The organism is Paenarthrobacter ilicis (assembly GCF_016907545.1).
GTDB classification, from domain to species: Bacteria; Actinomycetota; Actinomycetes; order Actinomycetales; family Micrococcaceae; genus Arthrobacter; species Arthrobacter ilicis.
In genome coordinates this window covers 965,258-989,577 of the sequence record NZ_JAFBCD010000001.1, presented here as the reverse complement: position 1 = coordinate 989,577, position 24,320 = coordinate 965,258, and the positions used below count along the sequence as shown (strand labels likewise).

General features: G+C 64.4%; 19 protein-coding genes and 1 tRNA gene. 9 read left to right on the top strand and 11 right to left on the bottom strand.

Annotated features, from left to right (window positions below):
* Nucleotides 1-12 precede the first annotated feature (12 nt).
* The 3 genes from JOE60_RS04660 to JOE60_RS04650 all read right to left on the bottom strand — a co-directional run bounded on the left by JOE60_RS04660 (nucleotide 13) and on the right by JOE60_RS04650 (nucleotide 2,579).
* On the bottom strand, nucleotides 13-990 hold the full coding sequence (locus JOE60_RS04660) for a Cgl0159 family (beta/alpha)8-fold protein (protein WP_167264487.1): 978 nt from the start codon (nucleotides 988-990) through the stop codon (nucleotides 13-15).
* Complete coding sequence (gene iolC, locus JOE60_RS04655) at nucleotides 987-2,012, bottom strand: 5-dehydro-2-deoxygluconokinase (protein WP_167264486.1); 1,026 nt, start codon at nucleotides 2,010-2,012, stop codon at nucleotides 987-989. The genes JOE60_RS04660 and iolC overlap by 4 nt, the downstream gene beginning before the upstream one ends.
* A gap of 162 nt (nucleotides 2,013-2,174) precedes the next feature.
* Nucleotides 2,175-2,579 carry a tautomerase family protein gene (locus tag JOE60_RS04650; protein ID WP_167264485.1) on the bottom strand — a complete coding sequence of 135 codons (405 nt, stop codon included), beginning with the start codon at nucleotides 2,577-2,579 and terminating at the stop codon, nucleotides 2,175-2,177.
* 322 nt (nucleotides 2,580-2,901) lie between these two features.
* On the opposite strand from JOE60_RS04650, the gene JOE60_RS04645 reads away from it, so the two are divergent.
* The 3 genes from JOE60_RS04645 to JOE60_RS04635 all read left to right on the top strand — a co-directional run bounded on the left by JOE60_RS04645 (nucleotide 2,902) and on the right by JOE60_RS04635 (nucleotide 9,812).
* Nucleotides 2,902-7,230 (top strand): beta strand repeat-containing protein, encoded by a 4,329-nt coding sequence (locus JOE60_RS04645; protein WP_167264484.1) that lies wholly within the window; start codon nucleotides 2,902-2,904, stop codon nucleotides 7,228-7,230.
* A gap of 73 nt (nucleotides 7,231-7,303) precedes the next feature.
* A complete protein-coding gene (locus JOE60_RS04640) occupies nucleotides 7,304-8,824 on the top strand; it encodes a SpaH/EbpB family LPXTG-anchored major pilin (RefSeq protein ID WP_167264483.1) in 1,521 nt (506 codons plus the stop codon).
* 103 nt (nucleotides 8,825-8,927) lie between these two features.
* Nucleotides 8,928-9,812: a class C sortase gene (locus JOE60_RS04635; RefSeq protein ID WP_167264482.1), complete on the top strand. Its 885-nt coding sequence runs from the start codon at nucleotides 8,928-8,930 to the stop codon at nucleotides 9,810-9,812.
* A 55-nt stretch (nucleotides 9,813-9,867) separates the two neighbouring features.
* Here JOE60_RS04635 and sucD read toward each other — a convergent pair whose 3' ends face one another.
* From sucD to JOE60_RS04610, 5 genes are all read right to left on the bottom strand, one after another.
* The gene (sucD, locus tag JOE60_RS04630) at nucleotides 9,868-10,770 is read right to left on the bottom strand and encodes a succinate--CoA ligase subunit alpha (RefSeq protein ID WP_167264481.1); all 903 of its coding nucleotides are present in this window, start codon (nucleotides 10,768-10,770) and stop codon (nucleotides 9,868-9,870) included.
* 13 nt (nucleotides 10,771-10,783) lie between these two features.
* Nucleotides 10,784-11,953 (bottom strand): ADP-forming succinate--CoA ligase subunit beta, encoded by a 1,170-nt coding sequence (gene sucC, locus JOE60_RS04625; RefSeq protein ID WP_167264480.1) that lies wholly within the window; start codon nucleotides 11,951-11,953, stop codon nucleotides 10,784-10,786.
* Between the two features lie 263 nt (nucleotides 11,954-12,216).
* A complete protein-coding gene (locus JOE60_RS04620; protein ID WP_167264479.1) occupies nucleotides 12,217-12,915 on the bottom strand; it encodes a hypothetical protein in 699 nt (232 codons plus the stop codon).
* Between the two features lie 22 nt (nucleotides 12,916-12,937).
* Nucleotides 12,938-15,472, bottom strand: a complete 2,535-nt coding sequence (pcrA, locus tag JOE60_RS04615) for a DNA helicase PcrA (protein WP_167264478.1) — start codon at nucleotides 15,470-15,472, stop codon at nucleotides 12,938-12,940.
* Between the two features lie 44 nt (nucleotides 15,473-15,516).
* Nucleotides 15,517-16,350 (bottom strand): inositol monophosphatase family protein, encoded by an 834-nt coding sequence (locus JOE60_RS04610; RefSeq protein WP_167264477.1) that lies wholly within the window; start codon nucleotides 16,348-16,350, stop codon nucleotides 15,517-15,519.
* Nucleotides 16,351-16,383: 33 nt separating this feature from the next.
* Between JOE60_RS04610 and JOE60_RS04605 the strand changes: the two genes are divergently transcribed.
* Nucleotides 16,384-17,010 (top strand): hypothetical protein, encoded by a 627-nt coding sequence (locus JOE60_RS04605; RefSeq protein ID WP_167264476.1) that lies wholly within the window; start codon nucleotides 16,384-16,386, stop codon nucleotides 17,008-17,010.
* An 87-nt stretch (nucleotides 17,011-17,097) separates the two neighbouring features.
* On the opposite strand, the gene JOE60_RS04600 is transcribed toward JOE60_RS04605, so the two are convergent.
* Complete coding sequence (locus tag JOE60_RS04600; protein ID WP_167264475.1) at nucleotides 17,098-17,883, bottom strand: DUF998 domain-containing protein; 786 nt, start codon at nucleotides 17,881-17,883, stop codon at nucleotides 17,098-17,100.
* 105 nt (nucleotides 17,884-17,988) lie between these two features.
* On the opposite strand from JOE60_RS04600, the gene JOE60_RS04595 reads away from it, so the two are divergent.
* The 3 genes from JOE60_RS04595 to JOE60_RS04585 all read left to right on the top strand — a co-directional run bounded on the left by JOE60_RS04595 (nucleotide 17,989) and on the right by JOE60_RS04585 (nucleotide 18,901).
* Nucleotides 17,989-18,061, top strand: a tRNA-Arg gene (locus tag JOE60_RS04595).
* A gap of 1 nt (nucleotide 18,062) precedes the next feature.
* Nucleotides 18,063-18,506 carry a DUF6314 family protein gene (locus JOE60_RS04590; protein ID WP_167264474.1) on the top strand — a complete coding sequence of 148 codons (444 nt, stop codon included), beginning with the start codon at nucleotides 18,063-18,065 and terminating at the stop codon, nucleotides 18,504-18,506.
* Nucleotides 18,503-18,901: an NUDIX hydrolase gene (locus JOE60_RS04585; protein WP_167264473.1), complete on the top strand. Its 399-nt coding sequence runs from the start codon at nucleotides 18,503-18,505 to the stop codon at nucleotides 18,899-18,901. The genes JOE60_RS04590 and JOE60_RS04585 overlap by 4 nt, the downstream gene beginning before the upstream one ends.
* Nucleotides 18,902-18,906: 5 nt before the next feature.
* Here the strand turns inward: JOE60_RS04585 and JOE60_RS04580 are convergent, their stop codons facing one another.
* Together JOE60_RS04580 and JOE60_RS04575 are read right to left on the bottom strand one after the other, a co-directional pair.
* Nucleotides 18,907-20,820, bottom strand: coding sequence for an ABC transporter ATP-binding protein (locus JOE60_RS04580; RefSeq protein ID WP_167264472.1), 1,914 nt, complete (start codon nucleotides 20,818-20,820; stop codon nucleotides 18,907-18,909).
* 3 nt (nucleotides 20,821-20,823) lie between these two features.
* Nucleotides 20,824-22,485: an ABC-F family ATP-binding cassette domain-containing protein gene (locus JOE60_RS04575; RefSeq protein WP_167264471.1), complete on the bottom strand. Its 1,662-nt coding sequence runs from the start codon at nucleotides 22,483-22,485 to the stop codon at nucleotides 20,824-20,826.
* A 218-nt stretch (nucleotides 22,486-22,703) separates the two neighbouring features.
* Between JOE60_RS04575 and JOE60_RS04570 the strand changes: the two genes are divergently transcribed.
* Together JOE60_RS04570 and JOE60_RS04565 are read left to right on the top strand one after the other, a co-directional pair.
* Entirely contained in the window at nucleotides 22,704-23,426 is a 723-nt protein-coding gene (locus JOE60_RS04570; protein ID WP_167264470.1) for a hypothetical protein, read from the top strand.
* Nucleotides 23,423-24,130 carry a hypothetical protein gene (locus JOE60_RS04565; protein ID WP_167264469.1) on the top strand — a complete coding sequence of 236 codons (708 nt, stop codon included), beginning with the start codon at nucleotides 23,423-23,425 and terminating at the stop codon, nucleotides 24,128-24,130. The genes JOE60_RS04570 and JOE60_RS04565 overlap by 4 nt, the downstream gene beginning before the upstream one ends.
* The last annotated feature ends 190 nt before the right edge of the window (nucleotides 24,131-24,320 follow it).

The window sequence follows — 24,320 nt, the reverse complement described above, 5'->3', positions numbered from 1 at the left end:
TTCCCACTGGTCTTACTCCGATACTTTCACTGGAATGCGGTCTGGCGAGGCATGGCCGTTAAGGCCGGCGTTGGTGTTGGCCGCGGCAGCGGACGCCGGTGCGTTCAGCAGCGAGGCGGCCGTGGCGACGGCACCTGCAACATCGCCGTCGTGCGGGTACAGCAGCGTGCGCCCCACGGTGAGGCCCTGGACTCCGGGGAGGGCAAGGGCCGCCTGCCACGACGCGAATACTTCATCCTGGGTACCGTCCGGGTCCCCGCCCAGCAGAACGGTGGGCAACGTGGTGGATGCCATAACGCGCTCCATGTCCTTGACCACCGGAAGCTTCATCCAGGTGTAGGCGCTGGTGGAACCGAGGCCCTCGGCGATGCCCACCGACTTGATCACGGCGTCTGCGCGGAGGTCGTTGCGGACCTTGCCGTTGGCGTCGCGGATGGAGAGGAATGGCTCCACCATGGCGATGAGTTTGCGCTCGGCCAAAGAATCAATGGCTTTGGCGGTGGCTTCGAGGGTGGCAACCGTATCCGGGTCGCCCAGGCAGATGCGGGTGAGCATCTTGCCACCGTCAGCGCCCAGCGCCTCCAGCGCGGCCGCTGTGTGGCCAGTAAAGCGGTCATCGAACTCGTTGACCAGGCCGGCCAGCCCGCCGCGGTTCATGGAACCGAACACCAACTTCCCTTCCAGCGCACCCAGGAGAAGGAGGTCATCCATGATGTCCGGAGACGCGAGGATTCCGTCCACGGCCGGGTTGGCCAAAGCGATCTGCAGGCGGTCCAGGAGGTCGCGCCGGTCAGCCATGGCCATCGGCTGTGAACCGACTGACAGGGCACCGCGGGCGGGATGGTCCGCTGCCACGATGAAGCTCTGCTGGCCGTACTTCAGGCCGGGATGCCGACGACGGGTGGCAGCTGCGCGGGAAATGGACTCGGGGTCCTCCAGGCGCTGGCGGCTCAAGTGCTCGTAACGGCGTGGGTCTTGGCTGAGGCTCAACGCACGGCTCCTTCTGTGACGGGTGCAGCTGCGGCATTGGCCGAAGCACCGGGGACGGGGCGGCCACGCTCGGCCAGCAATGCATTGACCTCGTGGGGTGTGGGCATGGCATCCGCGCAGGACAGCCGGGAGGCAACAATGGCCCCGGAGGCATTGGCGTAGTCAAGGACTTCAGACAGGGGCCAGCCCGACAGGAGGCCGTGGACAAAAGCGCCACCGAAGGAGTCGCCCGCACCCAGTCCGTTAAGGGTTTGCACCGGCACCGGGGCGGAGACCACGCGCTCGGTGCGGGTCTTGGCCATCACGCCCTCGGGGCCGAGCTTTACCACGGCAATTTCGACGCCGGCATCCAGGAGGCGGTCGGCCTGCTCGTCGGGAGTTCCCTCGCCCACCGCTACGGCACATTCTTTGTCATTACCGATTGCCACGGTCACGTGCGGGAGGATTTTGGCCACCTCGGCACGCGCCTCTTCCTCGGAGTTCCAGAACATCGGACGGTAGTCCAGGTCAAGGATGGTGAACTGGCCGTCCTTCAATTCCGTCCGCGGACGGGCCTGATGAGCGGCCAGGTGTGCCGCGCGGGACGGTTCCTGGCAGAGGCCGGTCACCGTGGACCAGAAAATTCCTGCGTCCCGGATGGCGTCCAGGTCCAGCTCATCGGCGTGGATCTGGAGATCCGGTGCCGTGGGGGTGCGCCCGTAGAAGTACAAGGGAAATTCGTCGGTGGCTGGCTTGATGGCACAGAATGTCACCGCCGTCGGATAAGCAGCAACCGGGGTGACAAACGAGTCGTCAACGCTGAACTTGTGCAGCTCCCTGTGCAGGTATTTGCCAAATGCGTCGTCGCCGGTCCGCGTGATCACGCCGGTGCGGCGGCCATGGCGGGCAGCAGCCACAGCCACGTTGGAGGGTGAGCCTCCGAGGTATTTGCCGAAGGACGAGACGTCCTCCAGGTCCACTCCGATGTCATTCGGGTAGATATCAACGCTGATGCGCCCGATCGTGAGCAGTTCGTGGGTCACGGTGATCGTTGACCTTTCTCTTGTGAACTCTGAACCTGTGAGCGCTGGGCCCCAATGCCTTGCCACCCCCAGTGAGCGGGGCCACATGACTACTTTGCCCCAGATCTCATGTCCTGTCAAAGGTTTGTACTGACATATTTACAACATGACACGGGGGCGAACTTACTTTCTCGGAACAGCGAGTTCCCCGGTGACGTACTGACTGCGCCCAAAGCCGAAAGACCAGTCGCCGGCAGTGTTCTCCACATAGCCAATGAAGACGTCTTCGCCGGCCACGCCGACGCCACCCAACCCCTCGGCAATGGCCTCGAAAAGCGAACTTTTTGCCACCTGCGTCCGGCCGCCCTGGGTGAAGATCTGGATCATCACCACGCCTGCCGAGCGCTCGAATCCAAGCCCCGCATCCTGGGCCACAATCTGTCCCTGCGGGTGCTCGGTGATGATATGGAAGTAGTCCCGCTCGGGAATTCCATACTCGGCAAGGATCGCGTCGTGGATGGTGCGGCTGATGCTGGAAAGCTCTTCAGGGGAACGTCCTCCATGGACATCAATGCGTACCAACGGCATAGTGGGCCTCCTCAAATAGTTTGTACTGACATACTAACAAACTATGTCAATCCCGAACAGTCGGACACCGCCCACTACCAGCCGCAGATCCCGACCGACAGTCAATTGCCCACCATGAAGCGGCCCAGGCCCTGAACTGGGGCTTTACCCCGGAGAGTGATTGCACGGTCTCCAACTAATTGCTATATTCACCGGTGTCGGCGCGTATTTCTTAGCCCCGGCACCGGAGTTGGGGGCTCTTCTCGGACCTGGCGTACCCTATGGTCGCCTACCGTCGTGGACATCTGACATCGACCACGACGACGAGAGGGGCGTCTCCTACGTGGAGGACGAATCCAACCGGGCTGATGCCCCAAGGCGCGGCACCCGCGTTCTCGCTGCCCTGGCTGCCGTCCTTGTTGTCGTGGGAAGCTGGGGCTCCGCCGTAGCAGTATCACCGGCCGCGGCTACCTCCGCTCCCTCGCCATCCACCACATCAACTGCACCCGTCCCGGGAGTCGAACCTCCGGCGCCCTCTGCCGAAGCGACCCTTCCTGCTGCGCCTTCTCCCGCTGTGGAGCACCTCTCTCCCGAAGCGGACGATGCCACTCAAAAGCCGTCACCGGAGAAGCCAGATCCCGCAGTCCCGGGCCCCGCAAAGTCCCCTCACCCAAGCGACTCCATGGCAACGCCGGGGATCACCGCCGAAGAAAAGACGCCCCCGGAGGCATCCGAGGCTGAGGCAGGACGTGCACCTCCGGCACCGGAAGAAGCCACCGAAAAATTCCGGACCACCGCAGACGCCCAGCGCGCTGCCGCCGGGGTTGCCGAAGCACCCCGCCAAATATGGAACGAAACTTTCGAGCAAGGCCTGGGGAACACGGCCACCGGGATCAGCACCTACTCCGGCAACCTCTACACCTCCTCCACCGGCTGGGCCAACGGCACCAGCTGCACCGGGGTCCTGGTCAATTACCTGGCCGCCTACCCCAACCCCTCTTTCTGCCCCACCCAGCCACTCGCCGTCGTCGGCCAGTCTTCAGTGGCCGCCCGCGACACCCGCCGCATGGCCGACGTCCTGGGCCAGGTGGCTGCCGGAGTCACTGGTTCCAGCACCGCGAATTCGCCCGCAAATGGCTCCGCCGCTGCAACGACGCAGCGAAACCACGCACTGGTAGCCATTCCCTACGCGGCGGTCACCGGCGGCACCACCGTCCTGCAATCCACCAACGGAATCGGCGTGACTGCCCCGGATTCGCGGTTCTACGCACTGGGAATGAACGCTGTGGGAACACAGTGCGGTACCAACAACGCCTCACTGTCCCTGAACCTGGTATCAGGCGCCACCACCCTTTTGGCCGGGTACGCGGCACCCGTTGTTCCCTGCACCAGCACCGGCGCCGTGTACTACACCTCCCCCGCCCTGCCCACTCTGGGAACAGTGGGCGGCATCCTTGACCCGGCGTTGTCTGCCTCGGTTCGCGCTGCCAGCTACAACGGCACCAACACGGCATTGCTCACGCCGGCCCAGATCTCGGGTGCACGCGTCCAGGTGGTCAACACCGTCACCGGCGCCGGCAGCGGATTCGGCGTGGACAACCTCCGCCTGCTGGATGTCACCCCGGCCCTGGACGTCGCCTTCGATCCCGCGGGGGCCACAGCCACTGTCCCCACCACGCTGACTTACACCGTCACCAATACCTCCGATCTGTATGCAAAGACGGACTGGGGATTCTCCACGGCACTTCCCTCCGGGCTGGTGGTTGCGCCCACACCGGCGGTGGCCGGAACGTGCACCAACGTGGCGGGAACCGCGTACGCCGTGACGGCCACCGCAGGCGCCGGCACCCTGACCGTCACAGGCGGAGACCTGGCTGCCGGAGCAACGTCCTGCACAATCTCGGTCTCGGTTGTGGCAGCCACCGCCGGTACCTACACCAGCGGCACGGTGACCCCTGCGGGCCTGGTGGCCAGCGCTCCGGTCAGCGTCACCGTTGCTCCCGCCACCACCATCACCATCCGCAAGAACCTCCCGGTCCGGACAACGTCCACGGACCAGTTCACCCTGTCCCTGCGCTCCGGAACCAGCGTGCTGGCTTCGGCCACCACCAGCGGCACCGCCACCGGCATCCAGTCCGCGCAGATCAACCGGTCCGTGGTCCAACCCGGAGCCACGTACACCATCCACGAGTCACCCACCTCGGGCCCCGGGCTTGCCTACTTCAATGGTTACGAGTGCGTCAGGTCCGGAACCGTGATCGCCTCGGGCTCGGGAGCCTCGGGATCACTGACCATTCCGGATGAGCCGGGCGCGGACATCACCTGCACCTTCACCAACACAGCCCAGGCCCAACGCCTCTTCTGCGACTCCAACCATTTCTATTCGGTCACCGCTGCCGGTGCCCTGGAACAGGGGGACATCGTTTCCGGAGGCCTGACGTCCGTGGGTTCCTGGACCGGCGTTACCGCCGCCAATGCCCTGGGCATCGGAGCCAACGGGAACCTCGCGTACGCGCTGGACAGATCCACTGATGCCAGCGACGTCGCGTCGGTGCTCAAATGGACTCCGGGCGGAGGCTTCGAAAAACTGGCCAATACCGCCTACTCCACCGCAGTGGGCGGAACCCAGATCGAGGGCAGCATCGTCGCCGGAGCCATCGACCTCACTACGGGCCGCTACCTCTTCGGCATCTTCGCGAACTCCCAGTTCTACATCTGGAGTTTCACCGAGTCCAACCCCACCGCCACCCGCTTTGCCTACGTGGGAGCTTTTCCCACGGGCACTGCCCCGAACGGCAACGGCGACATGGCCTTCGACGTCCAAGGCAACCTCTACGTTGTGGGCGCAGCCACGGTCAACACCGTCAACAGCGCCACCATTTACACCGTCACGGCTGAGGCGTTGGCAGCTGCCAACGGTGGCACGCTCGCAGTCAACGCCTCCGCTACCAAACCGTCAACCAACACGGATGCCGCTTTCGCGAACATCAACGGCATTGCCTTCTCGCCCCGCGGCTCGGTCTACCTGTCCAACGCGGGCAGCGCCTACGAATTCGATGCCACCACCTGGCGCCGTATCAACGGCACTGCGCGGGTACCCGTCAACTCGGTTGACCTGGGCGGTTGCTCCTCGCCAGCCACTGTGACGGTGCAGAAAAACATAGTGGCACGCCAATCAACCACGGACCAGTTCGTCCTGACGGCTGCCACCGGCTCCCCCGCTGCCGCCTTCGCTACAGCCACCACCTCGGGAACAGCTACGGGCCGGCAACCGGCGCAGATCGGGCCCTATCCCACCATCAGCGGGACCACGGTAACCATCTCGGAGGCCATGGCCGCCGGATCTGCTTCCCCGATCAGCGCGTACACCACCATTTACGAGTGCTGGGCAGACGGCGTCCGGCTGAGTACCGGCACCACGGCCACCGGCACGGTGACAATGCCCAACAGGCAGAGCGTGAATGTCACCTGCACCTACTTCAACTCCCCGTCACCGGTCTCCACCGTGCGGATCACCAAAACCATCCGGGAATTCTCGGGCCTCACCCGCCCCGGGGTGAACTGGACGGTAGGTACGACGGCGGTTGCCACCTCGGGTTCGGCAACTTCCCTTCCGCTGGGCACGGCCCGCCAGCAGACCGACGCTGCGGGCCAAGCCACGTGGACCGTCCTCTACGGTGGGGCATCGTCGGCAGCAACAGTGGCTGTGTCCGAGATCCAGCAGGACGGCTTTGCGTTCGTCAGTGGCGCCTGCACCGTCAATGGCACGGCCCGCGCAGCGACGTTTACCCAAAACGGCACCACCATCAGCGCCAACCTCACTGCCATAGGTCCGTCCTCCACGGTGGAGTGCACCATCGTCAACAGACCCACCGCTTCGCTCACGCTGGTCAAGGAAGTGACCTACGGATCAGCCCTGCCGACCGACTGGACGTTGGGCGCCACCGGGCCCACTGGTTCACTTCCGGGCCCCTCGGGCCGCTCCGGCTCTGCTGCTGCTTCCGGGATCCCGGTCACTCCGGGGGTGGCCTACCGCCTGGCTGAAACCGGTGGCCCGGCAACCTACGTCCAAACCGGATCATGGCAGTGCCGTACGGCCACTGGAACCGCGGTGGATGTCACGGCAGCGGGAGATGTGACCCCGCCCGCCGGAGCCACCCTCACCTGCACTGTGCAGAATTCCACGGCCTCGGTCACGCTCCTGAAGCAGGTCATCAATCCGCGGACCGGATTCCAGGCCCCGGACTGGAAGGTCACCGCCACACCCGCAGCCTTGGCAGGGGGAAGCTTGGCCACCGAGGTCCGGCTTGGCGCAGAATACGTTGCCGCCGGCAATCCCGCGAATACCTTTGACGTCCGTCCCGGGCATACCTACACGCTGTCCGAGGCGGCCACGGATCCCAACCGCCGGATCGCCTACCAGGAGCTCAGGCTGGAAAGGCTCACCGGCACCACCTGGACACCAGTGTCCTCACGAACCATCACTGCACCTGCGGCCGGGCAAACAGCGGTGTACCGCTTTGTCAATGCCCCCGTGGCGCCCACCAAACTGCCGCTCACGGGTGGCACCAGCGCGGACGTGTTCTACATCGGGGGTGGGGTCCTGTTCATGGTGGCCTTCGCCTTCCTGGTGTGGCAACGGCGTCAACGGATGCGAGGCGCCTTCCGGTGATACACGCTCCCCCACTGCCCTGAATGCCAGCTCAACTTCTTCATCTCTCGACTCACCCATAGGAGAAACCACAATGTCCAGCCCTATCCTCAGGCGGTTATCAGCCGCTCTCGGCGTCCTGGCGCTGAGCACGGCGGCGGCCATCGTCGCCGTCGCTCCAGCGACTGCCGTCACCCTTCCGGGAAACATCGACCCCGCCATTCCCCGCACCCTGACCATCCACAAGTCCGCACTGGGACCCAACAATGGCCAGCAGATCGGTACCGGCCAGGAAGTCACCGTGCCGGGCACGCCGCTTTCGGGAGCCACGTTCACCGCTGCACTGGTCCAGGGCGTGGACTTGACCACTCCTGAAGGGTGGAACCAGGTCTCGGGCATCACCCCCGCCACCGCCGCGGGCCGCGTCACGGTCAACGACACCTACACCGCCACCACCGGCACCAACGGTGTGGCCACGTTCACCAACGGCACCAGCAGCCTCCCCATCGGCCTTTACCTGGTCACGGAAACTGTCCTGCCCGTGGGTGCCACCAACCCGTCCGCACCGTTCCTGGTGACCCTGCCGTTCCCCACCGGCCCCAGCGGAGCCCCGGCGAACCAGTGGATCTATGACGTCCACGTCTACCCGAAGAACGCCGTGACGGACTTGACCAAGACCCGCGTTCCGGCGCCGGCCAACTCGGTGGAAGCCCGCAACCCGGACCTGATCCGCTGGGCCATCAACTCGGATATCCCCACCCTTGCCGCTGGCGACACCCTGAGCAACTTCACACTCACTGACACGCTGCCCGTGGAACTTGAGTACCTCGCCGCTGGACCCACCGGTGTTGCGCCCACCAGCGTGAGGGTTGCCAACGCCGCCAACATCACCCAGAACTTTGTGAGCGGCACGGACTACAACCTGGCTTACGACACGGCCACACGTAATGTCACGGCCACCTTCACCCCGGCCGGCCTCACCCGTCTTGCCGCGTTGCCTGGTGGCGACGTGACCCTGACCGTGCTCAGCCGCGCCGTGACGATTCCCGCTAACGGCGTAATCACCAACACGGCAACAGCTGTGGTGAACGGCAGCACCGAGACCGTGACCGGCAGCACCCCCATCGGTCAGCTCACCGTCTTTGCCTACCAGAGCGAAAACAACGTGCGCACCCCGTTGGCCGACGCCGTCTACCAGGTGTTCCTCAACCAGAACGATGCCACCCTTGGCCAGAACCCAGTGTTCATCAACGGCATCCAGAACTGGACCACCGGTGCCAACGGGACGGTAGCGATTCCGATCATCACGCCCGGCAACTACTGGGTCCGTGAAATAACACCGCCAGCCGGTTTCCAGCTGCCCACGCCTTTCCAGGTCCAGACCCAGGTTGTCGCCGGTCCCAGCTCCACCACGGCGCCTGTACAGAACTACGTGGAATTCCGGCACGACCAGGTTCCCGCGTTCGCACTGCCGCTGACCGGTGGTGACGGCGCTCTCTGGTTCACCGTAGGCGGCATCGGCCTGCTGGCCATCGCCCTCGGCACCGGCATTGTGGCCACGCGCCGCCGTCGTGCCACTGCTCCACCCTCTGCAGTGGCACCCGCCAAAGCGTAACCCCATAGTGTGAGATGGAAGGCGGGACGTCCCCGGGCGTCCCGCCTTCCCTTGTCTTCGGATTTATACTTCCCCGCCGCCCAGCGTTTCGAGACCAGCCTTCATGAGCACCCCCGTAAAGACCCACCGGCGTCGATGGCGCCTCACTGTGCTGCCGGCGGTTGTCGCGCTGACCACCATCGCCGGAAGCGCCTTGCTGCTGTACCCGGCTGCCGCTGCCTGGTTCAGTTCCGTGGAACAGTCCCAGGAAATCGACAAGCTCACCCAGGGCATCAAGGACCTCGGCGCAGAGACCCTCCGCCAACGGATTGCCGAAGCGCGTCACTACAACCAAGGCTTGGGCGGAGGTGGCGCCGCCGTGGCTGCCAACGAAAGGCTCCCCCTGGCCAACGATCCCCAGCCGGAGGACCAGCAGAAGTACTCCACCATGCTCAGGGGCGACACCGAGGGCTTGATGGCCCGCATCAAAATTCCCTCCATCAAGGTGGACCTTCCGATCTACCACGGCACCAGCAACGCCGTCCTGGAGCACGGGATCGGGCACTTGGAGGGCACCGCGCTCCCCGTCGGCGGAGAGTCCACCCACTCCGTGGTCACGGGGCACCGGGGGCTGGCAACGGCAGAGCTCTTCACCAACCTGGACCAGGTCAAAGCGGACGACACCTTCACCGTTGAGGTTTTTGGCGAGACGCTCACCTACAAAGTGACGGAGACCCTGGTGGTGGAGCCGGAGGATACCGAGAGCCTGCTCATCCAGCCGGGCAAGGACCTCATGACGCTGGTCACCTGCACTCCGTTGGGCATCAACAGCCACCGCATCCTGGTGACCGGTGAGAGGGTCCTGCCCACGCCACAGTCCGACGTCGATGCCGCCGGCGGCTCCCCCGACGTCCCTGGGTTCCCTTGGTGGATGGTCACCGCCGGAGGGGTGCTGGCCGCCGCCGGAACATACGTGTGGTTCTCGGGGCGCCCGCCACGAAGAGTCTAGTTAAACCAAAAACGCGGGGTCACCGTCATAGTGACCCCGCGTTTTTCCGTGGAGCTTAGAGTGCTGCGAAAACTTCGCGCAGCAGCGTTGCGGTCTCGGACGGCGTCTTGCCGACCTTCACGCCTGCAGCTTCAAGAGCTTCCTTCTTGGCTTGTGCCGTTCCTGCAGAGCCGGAGACGATGGCGCCTGCGTGGCCCATGGTCTTGCCCTCAGGAGCGGTGAAGCCTGCAACGTAGCCAACAACCGGCTTGGTGACGTTGGCCTTGATGAAGTCGGCTGCGCGCTCTTCAGCGTCGCCACCGATTTCGCCGATCATCACGATCGCCTTGGTTTCGGGATCAGCTTCGAAGGCAGCCAGGGCGTCGATGTGCGTGGTGCCGATGATGGGGTCGCCACCAATACCGATCGCGGTGGAGAAACCGAGGTCGCGGAGTTCGTACATCATCTGGTAGGTCAAGGTACCGGACTTGGACACCAGGCCGATGGGGCCCTTGCCCGTGATGTTCGCCGGGGTGATGCCAACCAGGGCTTCACCCGGGGTGATGATGCCGGGGCAGTTCGGTCCAATGATCCGGGTGATCTGCTTGCCGTCAGCGTCAACCTTGGACTGGGCCAAAGCCCAGAACTCGGCGGAGTCCTGAACCGGAACACCCTCGGTGATGACCACTACCAGGCCGATGCCGGCCTCGATGGCTTCCACAACGGCGTCCTTGGTGAATGCCGGCGGAACGAAGACGATGGATACGTCAGCGCCGGTCTCGGCGATGGCTTCCTTTACGGTGCCGAAGACGGTGATTTCCTTGTCGCCGTGCTTCACGCTGGTGCCGGCTTTACGGGCGTTCACGCCACCAACAATGTTGGTGCCGGCCTTGAGCATCAGTGCGGTGTGCTTGGTGCCCTCGCCGCCGGTGATGCCCTGAACGATGACCTTGGAGTCCTTGTTGAGGTAGATAGACATAGTGTCGCGTCCCTTACTTAGCTGCGTTGGCGAGCTCGGCGGCCTTGTCGGCGCCCTCGTCCATGGTGGCGGCCAGGGTAACCAGCGGGTGGTTGGCCTCGGTCAGGATGCGGCGGCCTTCCTCGACGTTGTTGCCGTCGAGGCGAACTACCAGCGGCTTGTTCGCGGAGGAACCGAGCTCGGCCAGTGCACCAACGATGCCCTTGGCCACGGCGTCACAAGCGGTGATGCCACCGAAGACGTTCACGAAGACGCTCTTGACCTGGTCGTCGCCCAGGATGACGTCAAGGCCGTTGGCCATGACCTCTGCGGAAGCTCCACCGCCGATGTCCAGGAAGTTGGCAGGCTTGACGTTGCCGTGGTTCTCGCCAGCGTAAGCAACAACGTCCAAGGTGGACATCACGAGTCCGGCGCCGTTGCCGATGATGCCTACTTCGCCGTCCAGCTTGACGTAGTTGAGGTCCTGGGCCTTTGCCTTGGCTTCCAGCGGGTCAGCTGCGTCCTTGTCCTCCAGCGAGGAGTGGTGCACGTGACGGAAGTCGGCGTTCTCGTCCAGGGAAACCTTGCCGTCCAGGGCAACGATGTCGCCGGCGCCGGTGCGGACCAGCGGGTTGACCTCAACCAGGGTGGCGTCTTCTTTCTTGAAGACGTCCCAGAGCTTCAGAATGACGTCGGCCACTTTGCCGCGCAGTTCTTCAGCGAAACCTGCAGCTGCGACGATCTCGTCAGCCTTTGCCTGGTCGATGCCAACAGCGGGGTCGATGGCGATCTTGGCCAGGGCCTCGGGACGCTCGACAGCAAGCTGCTCGATCTCCATGCCGCCTTCCACCGAGCACATGGCCAGGTAGTTGCGGTTGGCACGGTCCAGGAGGACCGAGAAGTAGAATTCTTCAGCGATGTCAGCACCCTGGGCGATCATCACCTTGTTGACGGTGTGGCCCTTGATGTCCATGCCCAGGATGTTGGTGGAGTGCTCAAGCGCCTCTTCGGCAGTCTTGGCAACCTTCACGCCGCCAGCCTTGCCGCGGCCACCAACCTTAACCTGTGCCTTGACGACAGTTACGCCGCCGATCTTCTCGGCAGCTGCCTTTGCTTCTTCAGGAGTGTGCGCCACGATGCCGGCGAGCACGGGTACACCGTGCGCTTCGAACATATCGCGCGCCTGATATTCAAACAGGTCCACGGTTTAGTGTCCTTCTACGTCGAAGTAGTTTTCTGTTCAGCCGGGAACCGCGATGACCGCGATAGCCAGCTGCGGAAAGTACGCAGTCGCAACCGGATTTCAGTCGGTCACATTGCGTAAGGTCCTCTCGGAACTTTAGCCCTTTAGGGAGTCCCGCCACCTACACACTACCGGTTATGTGAGTAACCTTACACTTCTATGGGATGTAGAAAACCCGCAGAATGTCGCGGTTTTTCGCGCCTTGGCGTGTCCCCGCCAGGTGGTCAGGACGCTTGTTTCAGGGTCCCGCTGACCGTTTTGCCGCCGTCGGAAATCAGCTGGTAGCCATCCTTGCTGACAAAGAATGCCACTCCCCCGGAGAGATTTCCGCAGGCTACGCCGCCGTTGTAGGCCGAACACCGCAAGCCGTTCCGTTCAATGTTCTGCCCCTCAGCCAATTCCCGCAGCTTGGAAATGGGTCCTGTCCGGCTGCCCTTGGGCCCGTACTCGGACTCCATTTGTGTTACGCCGGAACGACATGAGCCGTACACAGCCTTGTCCGGGGACAACAGCACGGTGCCGCCCAGGTATCCCAGGCCGGTGCCCGCGCAGTTGTCTGCGATGTCCGCGGCGTCGGGCTTGCCGTACTGGGCCAACTCGCACTGCACCACCGGGACCACCGGGAACTTGTTGTTGGCTGCATCCGAGTATGTGTTGGCCTGGTACGGGAGGTTCAGGTGCCCGCCACGCGAGGACGTCATGGCACACACAATGTTCCGGTCCGGGGTCACAAAGGACGTGACGCCTTCCCCTGCGGAGAGCGTGGTTTGCTCCGTCACGGGAACCTGCTGCAGTTGCTCCAGGGGCGGAAGCGGGGCCGGCGGCACGTAGTCCGGATCCTTGGTGGCGAACGAGCACCCCGATGCCACCAGCAGCAGCAAGGCGGCAAGAATCCCCAATACAGTCCGTCGCATGGCACCCATTATGCCCGCTGCATCACGCGGGCTAGGCCTCCACCTTGGTCAGCGGTGCGTATCGCAGCAGCAGCCGCTTCTCTCCGATGTCGAACTTCACCTTGGCAACCATCTTGTCCCCCGTGCCTTCGACACCAAGGACCACGCCATTGCCGAAGCTGGTGTGGTTGACCTTGTCCCCCACCACCACGGAAATGACTTCTTTTTGGGGCTGGACGCGGTTGCGCGCGACGGCGGCCGGCACGTCCGCGTCGAAGCCGGCAGTGGGGCTCGCGGCAACACCCCGGGACGTTCCGGCGCCCCAGAATGAACCACCGTAGCGGTTGGACCCAATGGGAGCGCTGCCCCATCCGCCCGCGGCAGAGCGGCTCATGCCCTCGCGCTTCCACTCCACCAATTCCGCGGGGATCTCCTCCAGGAACTGGCTGGCCGGGTTGTACTGGCTCTGGCCCCACATGCTGCGCACCTCGGAGCGCGTCACGTAGAGCCGTTTACGGGCGCGGGTGAGGCCCACGTAGGCCAAGCGGCGTTCTTCCGCGAGTTCCTTGGGATCCGTGGCGGAGCGCTGGTGCGGGAAGATCCCATGCTCCATGCCGGTCAGGAACACCACGGGGAATTCAAGCCCCTTGGCGGTGTGCAGGGTCATCAGCGTGACCACGCCCATGCGTTTGGCTTCGGCCACCGCGGCATCGATGTCTGCGCCCGGGGCATCCGGGATCTGGTCGGCGTCGGCCACCAGGGAGACCTGCTCCAGGAACTCGCCCAGTGTTCCCTCCGGATTGTCGCGCTCGTACTCACGGACCACGGCCACCAGTTCCGCAAGGTTTTCCACGCGGGACTCATCCTGGGGATCGTTGCTGGCCCGCAGGCCGGCCAGGTAACCGGTTTGTTCCAGGACAGCTTCCAGGGCTGCCGCTGCTCCCGAGCCAGCGGCCACCTCCGCAAGGTCATCGAGGAGCTTCACAAATCCCAGCACGGCATTGACGGATCGAGTGGCCATGCCAGGAGCTTGGTCCGCACGGCGGGCGGCAGCCATGAAGGATGTCCGCTCCCGTTCGGCCAAGGCCGCTACTGCGCCCTCTGCACGGTCACCGATTCCCCGCTTTGGCTCGTTGAGCACGCGGCGGAGGTTGACGTCGTCGTCAGGGTTAACAAGCACCCGCAGGTAGGCCAGTGCGTCCTTGATTTCCTTGCGCTCGTAGAAGCGCGTGCCGCCCACTACCTTGTACGGCAGGCCCACCCGGACCAGGACGTCCTCGATGGAACGTGACTGGGCGTTGGTGCGGTAGAAGATTGCGACGTCGCCGGGCCGCAAATTGTCCTCGTCCTGCAGCCTGTCGATTTCCTTGGCAATGAACTGTGCTTCGTCGTGCTCGTTCTCCCCCACATAGCCGACAATTTTTTCGCCATCACCCTCGGCCGTCCACAGCCGCTTTTCCTGGCGGTTGGGATTGCGGGAGATCACCGAGTTGGCAGCGCTGAGGATGTTTTGGGTGGAGCGGTAGTTTTGCTCCAGCTTGATGGTGCGCGCGTCGGGGTAATCGGCCTCGAACTCCACGATGTTGCGGATATCGGCGCCACGGAACGCGTAGATGGATTGGTCGGAGTCGCCCACAACGGTCAGTTCGCTGGGCTCCACCCCTGACTTCGCGCCGACGCCAACGATTTCCCGTACCAGGGCGTATTGGGCGTGGTTGGTGTCCTGGTACTCGTCCACCAGGACATGGCGGAACCGGCGACGGTACGACTCCGCCAGCGCGGGGAAGGCGCGGAACATGTAGACGGTCTCTGCAATGAGATCGTCAAAGTCCATGGCGTTGGCTTGCCGCAGGCGCTGGGTGTAGCCCTTGAAGACTTCTGCCACGGCGGTGTCGAAGGGGTCGTTGTAGTTGGCGGAGGACGCGTAGGAGTCGGCGTCGATCAGCTCGTTCTTGACTGCCGAGATTTTGTGCTGGATGGCCTTGGGCGGGAACTTCTTGGGATCCAGGTCCAGGTTCTTGACCACCAAAGTGATCAGGCGCAGCGAATCCGCGGAGTCGTAGATGGAAAAGTTGGAGTTCAACCCCACGTTGGCGGCTTCCCGGCGGAGTATCCGGACGCAGGAGGAGTGGAAGGTGGAGATCCACATGGTTTTGGCGCGCCCGCCCACCAACGCCTCGATGCGCTCCCGCATTTCCGCAGCGGCCTTGTTGGTGAAGGTGATGGCCAGGATTTCGCCGTGGTGGGCGCGCTTGGTGGCAATGAGGTACGCAATCCGGTTACTGAGGACACGCGTTTTGCCGGAGCCGGCACCGGCCACGATCAACAGCGGACTTCCTGCGTGCTTGACTGCTTCTTCCTGCTGCGGGTTCAGCCCCTGAAGCAGGTCGCCGGCGGAGGGCAGGCCGGACCCACCCTGTGTCCCCCAACCGCCGGAAGCAGGCCCGTGGGGATGGTCCGCAGAGCCTCCCCCACCCGGCTGCGCGAGCTTCCCACCCGGCTGCGCGAGCTCCGGGGCAGCCTTGACTGCGGCTTTGGTGCCTGCTTTGAAGGGTCCGTCTGCGTAGGGGTCAAACAACATATCCATGGTGCCTACCAGTCTAGGCGTTGCCCCCGACAGTATTTATTTGGCTAACTGAACTGCGGCACCGAGGTCAGTGCCGCAGCCAACTCACGGACCGCCGTCGGGCTTCCCGCGACGAACCAATTGAACCCGTTGACCTGGACGACGGCGGTGTCCCCGCCCGCCGCGCGGACGATCGCCTTGCCGGGGAGCCAGTCCCATTCAGGGCAGCTGTGCTGGAACCAGCAACCCAGCTCCCCGTCTGCGACGCGTCCCAGATCGCAGGAACCCGAGCCGAACATGCGCAGGGAGGCGGCCGAAACCGCGGCGGCATGCCAAGGCATGGCGGTGCGCGGATCCGCGAGCCACGTGGGGTGGATGTAGGTGGCTGCGCAGATTTCGGCCACTGCCGAGTCTCCGGAACCCTGGATCGGTTCGCCGTTGAGGGTTGCCGGATGTTCCTGGCCGCCAACCCACAGCTTGTCCAGTTCCGGCTGGAAGATGGCGCCCAGCAGAACCTCGGGATCCACGGTGGTGTCCTTAGAATCACGCTTCAACGCGATGGCCGAGCACCAGTAGGTGGAGCCGTGCAGGAAGTTGTAGGTGCCATCCACGGGGTCGATCACCCAGGTGCGTCCGCTGGTGCCGGCCACGGATGCCCCTTCCTCACCGAGGATGCCGTCGTCGGGGCGGCAGCGCCTCAACTGCTCCAGCACGTAAGCCTCAGCTGCGTGATCGGCGGCCGTGACGACGTCGGACACCGAGGTCTTCCGTTCGCCCTGCAGTCCGCCCATCCGCATGAGCAGCGCCAGTTGGCCTGCTTCGCGAACCAGTGCGCTGGCCAGTTGGTAGTCGTTCAGTGATGGATCAAGGTCAGTTGCTGCGTGCCTGCCAGTGGTCATGGGTCCAGCTTATGTGGCGGGATAATGATTGACATGGCCAAGACACCAGCGCAGCGCATCAAGAAGCACGGAGCCAAGGCGGTGGTCCCGGACCACTCCTTGCCGCCAGTGATCAACAACACCACGCAGCGCACCCCGCAAAAGGCGCAAAGCAACTCCAAGCTCATTGTCATCGCGGGCGTCGTGGTCAGCCTCTTCCTGTTCTGGTACCTGCATTTGCTGACGCTGAACCAGATGACCCAGCTTTCGGGTGGACTGGCCATGCCCGACTCCCTGGTCGGCGGATTCTCGCAGGATTACATCGCCCAACTGCGCAACGCCATGGATGAGTCAGCCCGCGGGCAGTTGAACTACGTCCACAAAACCGCCGGCACCCTGTTTCCTCTGATTTTCGGTTTCAGCTGGCTGCTGCTGATCGGTACCAACGTGGCGCGGAAGTCCCTGCGCTGGGCCATGTGGGCGGCACCGTTGCTGTTTGCCGTGGCACACCTGTGGTCCAACGTGGCCATCGACTCCATGTTGTCGGCAGAAACGCCTGACGCCGGATCGGTGGCGTTGGCGTCGGGCCTCACCGTCGCATCGTGGATACTTTTCCTGCTGAGCCTCCTGTGCGGCGTGGTTGCGGTATTCCTGGGCAAGAAGTCCCCCAAACCTTCCTGACGTTCTGCCCCTGCCCGGCGCCGCACCCCCACGCGCCCGGCGCACCAGTGGGTACGGGCTCGGAAGGCGGCAACGGGTGCGCGAATCTCACAGAGCCCGGAGCCCTCGCCTTTCCGTGTGAACACGCTGCGCAATCACTAGGCCGGCAGCGGCCAGGCCCACGGTGGCCGGGTAGCCCATGAACCGCTCCAGTGTTCCCGGCTGCGGCACCTCCATGCCCGTGAGGCCGCCGATCGCCAGGGCAACGACGCACACCAGGCCGCAGGCCAGGAGGAACCAACTGACCGGGGTTTGCCGGAACCACAACAGTCCCAGCAGGATCAACGCAAACCCTCCGCCAATGAAGAACATCAGCGCCCCGGCAAAATGCCACGGCGAGCCCAGATCCTCCGGCACCAAGCCCACAATGATGGTGCCCACACCGGCCACCCCCGTCAGGACGCGGATTGCCACCGCAAGGATCCAGGGAACCGTGAGGACCCGCAGGGCGCTTGCTCCGGGGCTGAGGGTGCGGAAGCGACGCGCCTCGGTGCCGGGTTGGGCCGCGACGCAGAGCAGCCCGGCCGTGAGGAACAAGGCACCCAGGACAAGTCCCAGCCCCTGCAGCAGGAACGAGGCGTTCATCAGCAGGTGGAGGGGTGAACACACCGCACGGTCCTCGTATATTCCACAGGAAACAGCGCCGAGATCGCTGATGTATCCGGTGGCACGGCTGTACGGCTCGGGCCCGGCCCATGCCTGGATCACCGCGGCCTCGGCCACGAAGTACTGGACGATGCTCAGTTGCGCCCACCCGCCGAAAGCCGCCCTGACGCTGCTGACGTCGGGAAGGAAGGAACCGGCTGGTGCTGCCTGGGTCAGGTGCCCTTTCATGATGGCCAGCCTAGCGGTGTTCAGCCAGCAGCCCGGCAGCTTGTATGCTTGTAGTCGTGTCCGGGCCCTGGCCCCCAGCAATGGGGATCTGCAGTGCGGACGCAGGCCCTCGTAGCTCAGTGGATAGAGCACGGCTCTCCTAAAGCCGGTGTCGTTGGTTCGATTCCAATCGAGGGCACTTGAACCCCCAGCAGCCCATCCCGGACCTGCGGGCCTACCTGGCCGGCCGGTGGAGTGTGGAGCGCACCCTCCTTGACCGTTCGTCCGGCACCCGCGGCACCTTTACCGGCGTCGTGCGTTATGTGGAGAACCCCGACGGCGGCCTGGACTACCGCGAGGACGGCACCATGCACTGGCCCTCCCACTCCGGCCCGGCGTTCCGTGAATACCTCCTCAAACCTGGCACGGGACCGGACACCATGAAGGTGTTCTTCCCGGACGGCAGGCCCTTCCATGTGATGGGCTTCTCCGGGGAGCGGCAGGAGGACAGCCACTGGTGCGATCCCGATGACTACCGCGTCCACTACAGCTTCCGGGGACCGGACAGTTTCAGCTTCAGCTGGGACGTCAAGGGGCCGGCCAAGGATCTCCTGCTCGAATCGCAGCTGAAGAGGCAGAAATGAACCTGATCATTGTCAGCGCAGTCTGCGTCTACAACCAGGACGGCCATTTGCTGACCGTCCGTAAGCGCGGCACGGACAAGTTCATGCACCCGGGCGGCAAGCCGGAAGCCGGCGAAACCGCAGCCCAGGCCGCTTCCCGCGAACTGCAGGAAGAAGTGGGAATCGCCGTAGCACCGGAGGATCTGGAACCCCTGGGCGTATGGCTGGCAGCAGCCGCCAACGAGGCCGCCACGGATATCCACGCCACCGTCTTCACTGCCCCCGGAACCTGGGACGCCCATCCGTCAGCTGAGATCGCGGAGATCCGGTGGCTGGACTTGCACGCGCCACTTCCCGCCGATTTGGCCCCGCTCCTGACAGACCACGTGCTTCCGGCCCTCAACCAGCCAGCCTAAGCAGCCTAGACTTCCGGCACGGCTTCCTGGGCCACCGCGGTGGCCTCGGCAAACTGGGTCTGGTAAAGCTCGGCATAACGCCCGTCGGCGGCCAGGAGCTCGGTATGCGTTCCCCGTTCCACGATCCGGCCGTCCTCCACCACCAGGATTGCGTCAGCAGCCCGGATGGTGGACAGGCGGTGCGCGATCACGACGGCGGTACGCCCCTGCAGTGCCTCGCCCAAGGCAGCCTGGACGGCGGCTTCGCTGGTGGAATCCAGGGCGGCGGTGGCCTCATCCAGGATCACCACCCGCGGCTGCTTGATGAGCAACCGGGCAATGGTGAGCCGCTGGCGTTCACCACCTGAGAGCCGGTAGCCGCGCTCGCCCACCACGGTTTCCAGGCCGTCCGGCAAGGACCTGATCATTGGTTCCAGCCGTGCACGCCGGAGCACGTCCCACATGTCCTCTTCGGTGGCGTCCGGCCGGGCCAGGCGCAGGTTGGAGGAGATGGTCTCGTGGAACAGGTGCCCGTCCTGGGTGACCATGCCCAGGGTGTCCCGGAGGGAGTCGAACGTGATGTCACGGACGTCCACTCCGGCACCGGAGTGGTCGCCGCCCAGCCGGACCGCGCCGGAATCGACGTCATAAAGGCGGGACAGCAACTGGGCCACAGTGGACTTGCCCGCACCGGAGGAGCCCACCAGGGCCACCGTCTGGCCGGGCTCCACGCGGAAGCTGACGCCGTGCAGGACTTCTTCGCCGCCGCGGGTGTCCAACGTGGCCACCTCCTCAAGGGACGCCAGTGACACCTTGTCCGCCGAGGGGTAGGAGAAGCGGACGTCCTTGAACTCCACCGCAACCGGCCCGGAGGGGACTTCCACGGCGTCGGGCTTCTGGGTGATCAACGGCTTCAGGTCAAGGATTTCGAAGACCCGCTCAAAGCTCACAAGGGCGCTCATCACCTCCACCCGTGCGTTGGACAGCGCCGTCAACGGAGCATAGAGCCGCGTCAACAGGAGCGCCAGGACAACAACATCACCGGGCGCGAGCTGGCCGCCCAGTGCCAACCAGCCACCCAGCCCGTACACCAGGGCCAGTGCCAGGGCGGACACCAGGGTCAGTGCCGTCACGAAGGTGAACTGCAGCATGGCGGTGCGGATGCCAATATCGCGGACGCGTCCTGCCCTGGCGGCGAACTCACGCGATTCCTCGTCCGGCCGGCCGAAGAGCTTCACCAGGGTTGCGCCCGGAGCGGAGAAACGCTCGGTCATCTGGGTGCCCATGGCGGCGTTGTGGGCGGCGGCCTCGCGGCGGAGGTCAGCCAGCCTGGATCCCATGCGCCGTGCCGGGATGAGGAAGATCGGCAGCAACACCATGGCCAGCACCGTCACCAGCCATGAGGTGTTGAGCATCACGGCCAGGGTCAGGACCAGCGCCACCACGTTGCTGACAACACCGGACAATGTTCCCGCAAAGGCAGACTGTGCCCCAATGACGTCGTTGTTCAGGCGGCTCACCAACGCGCCGGTCCTGGTCCGGGTAAAGAAGGCAATGGGCATGCGCTGAACGTGGTCGAACACCCTGGTGCGCAGGTCCACAATGACGCCCTCACCGATGGTGGAGGACAACCACCTGGTCAGAAGCCCCACGCCCGCTTCGCCCACGGCCACCACTGCGATCAGGATGGCCAACCGGATCACGGTGTCCACCCCGGTGTTGGCGATGATCGCATCAACGACCTGCCCGGCCAGCACCGGCGTGGCCACGGCCAGGAAGGCACCTGCAATGGACGCGATCACAAAGGCGATGAGTTTGCCCTTATGGGGTGCGGCGAAGGCCAGGACGCGCTTCAGCGTTTCCTTGGAGAACGGCTTGGAGCCGCTCTTGGCGGTGGTGATGTTGTACAGCGAGCTCCAGGCCACGCGGTCCATGCTCATGCGTTACTTCTCCTGGTTTGGGGTGTGGTGCAGTTCCTGGACCTGGCCGTTGTCCAGGTGCCAGCGTGAATCGAGGCGGACGTTTTCCAGCAGCCTTCGGTCGTGAGTGACCAGAAGGAGCGCGCCGTCGTAGCTTTCCAGCGCTTCTTCCAACTGCTCAATGGCAGGGAGGTCCAAGTGGTTGGTGGGTTCGTCCAGCACCAGCAGGTTCACTCCGCGCGCCTGCAGCAGTGCCAGTGCAGCACGGGTCCGCTCGCCCGGGGACAGGGAGTCCACCGGACGCGAGGTATGGTCCGCCTTCAGCCCAAACTTCGCCAAAAGCGTCCGGACATCCGCCGCTGTCCAGTCCGCCAACACGGCCTCGACAGCATCGCCGAGGTTCCGGACGCCGTCGAGCAGTCCACGCGCCTGGTCAATTTCGCCGATGGCCACGGAGGCACCCATGGAGGCCTCGCCGTCGTCGGGTGCCTGCGTACCCAGCAGGAGCCGCAACAGCGTGGACTTGCCGGCCCCGTTGGGGCCCGTGATGCCGATGCGTTCCCCGCCGTTGAGCTGCAAGCTGACCGGTCCCAGCGTGAAGTCGCCCTGGCGGGCCACCACGTTCCGCAAGGTGGCGACGACGGCACTCGAGCGGGGCGCCTGGCCAATGCTGAACTGGAGCTGCCACTCCTTGCGCGGCTCCTCCACCTCGGTAAGCCGTGCGATGCGCGACTCCATCTGCCGGACCTTCTGCGCCTGCTTTTCCGAAGACTCGGCACTGGCGGCACGGCGGATCTTGTCATTGTCCGGGTTCTTCTTCATCGCATTCCTCACGCCCTGGGAGCTCCACTCCCGCTGGGTCCGGGCACGCGAGACCAGGTCCGCCTTGCTGTTGGCGTATTCCTCGTACCGTTCGCGGGCGTGGCGTTTGGCCACCGAGCGTTCCTCCAGGAAGGACTCGTAACCGCCGTCGTACACGGCCACGGAGTTCTGGGCCAGATCCAGTTCCACCACGGTGGTGACACAGCGGGCCAGGAATTCACGGTCGTGCGAAACCAGCACCACTCCCCCGCGCAGGCCCTGCACGAACGCTTCCAAGCGGGCCAGTCCGTCAAGATCCAGGTCATTGGTGGGCTCGTCCAGCAGGACAACGTCGAACCGGCTCAGCAGCAACGCCCCCAAAGCAACCCGGGCCGCCTGGCCGCCGGAGAGCCCGGTCATCAGGGCATCCGTACCCAGTTCCAGGCCGAGGTCCGCCAGCACAGCCGGAATGCGGTCCTCAAGATCCGCAGCGCCGGACGCCATCCAACGATCGAAGGCCAGCGAATAGGCGTCATCTGCGCCGGGAGCACCCGAGCCCAGTGCCTCAGCCGTGGTTTCCATCTCCAGGGTGGCTTTGGCGCACCCGGTGCGCCGAGCAATGTAGGCGGCTATGGTTTCGCCGTCCACGCGCTCGTGTTCTTGCGGAAGCCATCCCACAAAAGCGTCGGACGGCGCCAGGCTGACGTTGCCTTCCTGCGGCTGGTCCACACCGCCAAGCAGGCGCAGCAACGTGGACTTGCCGGCGCCGTTGGCGCCCACAACACCCACCACATCGCCGGGGGCCACGGTCAGGGACAACTTTGAGAAAAGGGTGCGGTGGCCATGACCACCGGCAAGATCCTTGGCTACCAAGGTTGCAGTCATTGTTAATCCTCCAGCAAGGAAACGCGGGAATTCTGGCTGCGATTCCCGCAGGCATGGAAAAACCCGTTGGTCCGGACTTGGGGGGTGTACGGACCAACGGGTTCAGTCATCAAGCATAATTCAAGAGGGCGTCTGCGTAAAATCGTTGGGTACTCCCACTTCCGGCGTCCGGCTCAGCGCAGCCCGGACCACCATGCAACAAGCACTGAAAGTCCCACATGCCCTTACCGTCCAAGGCGTTCCAGCGCTGGCTTCATGGCGTTGCGCCCCACGCCAGTACTGCAGACGTTTGCAGGATTGCCGGGATCAAACGGACAACCCTGGCCCAACAGCTGGTGCGCGGCAAGGTGGCTGAATCCACGCTGGTTGCCATCAGCCGCGGATTCGCCGTCAATCCACTGCATGCCCTGGCCTCCTTTGACCTCTATGCCGGGCTGCGTGGCGATCCTGTCCCGCCCACGCCCTGCGAACTGGTGAGCCAGGTGGCCACCATTGATTTGTTGCGGGCTGTGGTGGAGCGCAGCGAACCGGGCTCCTCCCATCCCCTGCCCCTCTCCGAACCACCCCACCCCACCTCGGTGCGGAACTGGGTGGACGCAATCGACGACGGCGAGTTGCGGCACCGGGTCAGCGACGCCACCGGGATCGCTCCCCAGAACTTCTCTGCCCATCTCACCGCCAACAGGCTCCCGCCGGAACTGGCCATCGCGACATCGCGGGCGGCAGGGGTGGGACCGGCGGGTGGCTTGGTGGCCGGGGGGCTGCTCACCGAAGCCGAGGCCGGCTGGCCACCAGAGGCGCGCCGCAAGGCACTTGACGCCATGACGCAGAGCTCATTGGTCACCCTGGCCGGCGAGCGGTTGCTGGCCCTCGGTAAGACCCTGCGCCGGCAGGAACAAGACCACGAACGTACTGAACGAATTTGGGAGAACCTCGGATGACCGCTGCCCTGCCCTGGATCACCCTGGCTGTGTGTGTCGCAGTCACCTTGGCCCGGATCCCCAGTGCACTGCGTGGACAGAACCGCTCCGTGTTCTACATTTTCCTCCTGATCTCCCTGAGCATCTTCATCAGCATTGAAGCTCCCTACTTGGTGATCGACGGCTGGCTGGGCGGCATCAATGTCTGCAACCTGGTACTCCGGTTCCTGCTCTACGCCACGTTCTTCCTGATGGGAGTCAAGGTCGCCACGGCCTTTGGCTCGGACTCGGCCGTCCGTGCCATCAGGGGACCCTGGGGCCTGGCGGTGGCCGCGTTGGTGGCGATTCTGACCATCGTGTTCTTTGTCATCACGGAAACCGAGGGCTCCTCTGCGGGCATGTCCGGCCTCACCTGGGGCCCGTCGCTGGAGGCCTACGCCTTCCTTGGACGCTTCTATCCGGGATTCGTGGCGGCGTGCTTGGTTCCGGCCATTTGGCGGACAGTCACCAGCTCCGCACCGGTACCACTCCGGACTGCGTCAGCGTTGTTGTTGCTGGGCCTGTCCCTGCTGCTCCTGTCACAACTCTTCCCGCTGGTTCCGCACTCCGCAGCCTGGCTCATGGTCCTGATCAACTACTCGGCGGCCCTCTTAACATGCATTGGGCTCACGGGCATCTGGTTTTCCAAGGCTTACGCCAAGAGAAAACAAAGACGCATGGCGTAAGACTTTCACAAAACCATTAGATCGTGGCACAATCATGAATGTGTGAACATGGTTGCAGCCTGACGTCGGAATCAGAGAACGGGTTTCCGGTGGATGTGGCGCCCAAGTGAACACAATTGGGGGGATGAGTGGTGGCGGGCTGTTGGGGACCGCCCCCACTCAGCCTTTTTAACGGCCCCTGTTACTTCCG

What these genes read in the sequence shown, in the direction of transcription:
- JOE60_RS04650 (WP_167264485.1), bottom strand. Translation starts at nt 2,579, where the DNA reads ATGCCGTTGGTACGCATTGATGTCCATGGAGGACGTTCCCCTGAAGAG.
- JOE60_RS04640 (WP_167264483.1), top strand. Translation starts at nt 7,304, where the DNA reads ATGTCCAGCCCTATCCTCAGGCGGTTATCAGCCGCTCTCGGCGTCCTG.
- JOE60_RS04635 (WP_167264482.1), top strand. Translation starts at nt 8,928, where the DNA reads ATGAGCACCCCCGTAAAGACCCACCGGCGTCGATGGCGCCTCACTGTG.
- sucD (WP_167264481.1), bottom strand. Translation starts at nt 10,770, where the DNA reads ATGTCTATCTACCTCAACAAGGACTCCAAGGTCATCGTTCAGGGCATC.
- JOE60_RS04620 (WP_167264479.1), bottom strand. Translation starts at nt 12,915, where the DNA reads ATGGGTGCCATGCGACGGACTGTATTGGGGATTCTTGCCGCCTTGCTG.
- pcrA (WP_167264478.1), bottom strand. Translation starts at nt 15,472, where the DNA reads ATGGATATGTTGTTTGACCCCTACGCAGACGGACCCTTCAAAGCAGGC.
- JOE60_RS04610 (WP_167264477.1), bottom strand. Translation starts at nt 16,350, where the DNA reads ATGACCACTGGCAGGCACGCAGCAACTGACCTTGATCCATCACTGAAC.
- JOE60_RS04605 (WP_167264476.1), top strand. Translation starts at nt 16,384, where the DNA reads ATGGCCAAGACACCAGCGCAGCGCATCAAGAAGCACGGAGCCAAGGCG.
- JOE60_RS04600 (WP_167264475.1), bottom strand. Translation starts at nt 17,883, where the DNA reads ATGAAAGGGCACCTGACCCAGGCAGCACCAGCCGGTTCCTTCCTTCCC.
- JOE60_RS04585 (WP_167264473.1), top strand. Translation starts at nt 18,503, where the DNA reads ATGAACCTGATCATTGTCAGCGCAGTCTGCGTCTACAACCAGGACGGC.
- JOE60_RS04580 (WP_167264472.1), bottom strand. Translation starts at nt 20,820, where the DNA reads ATGAGCATGGACCGCGTGGCCTGGAGCTCGCTGTACAACATCACCACC.
- JOE60_RS04575 (WP_167264471.1), bottom strand. Translation starts at nt 22,485, where the DNA reads ATGACTGCAACCTTGGTAGCCAAGGATCTTGCCGGTGGTCATGGCCAC.
- JOE60_RS04570 (WP_167264470.1), top strand. Translation starts at nt 22,704, where the DNA reads ATGCCCTTACCGTCCAAGGCGTTCCAGCGCTGGCTTCATGGCGTTGCG.
- JOE60_RS04565 (WP_167264469.1), top strand. Translation starts at nt 23,423, where the DNA reads ATGACCGCTGCCCTGCCCTGGATCACCCTGGCTGTGTGTGTCGCAGTC.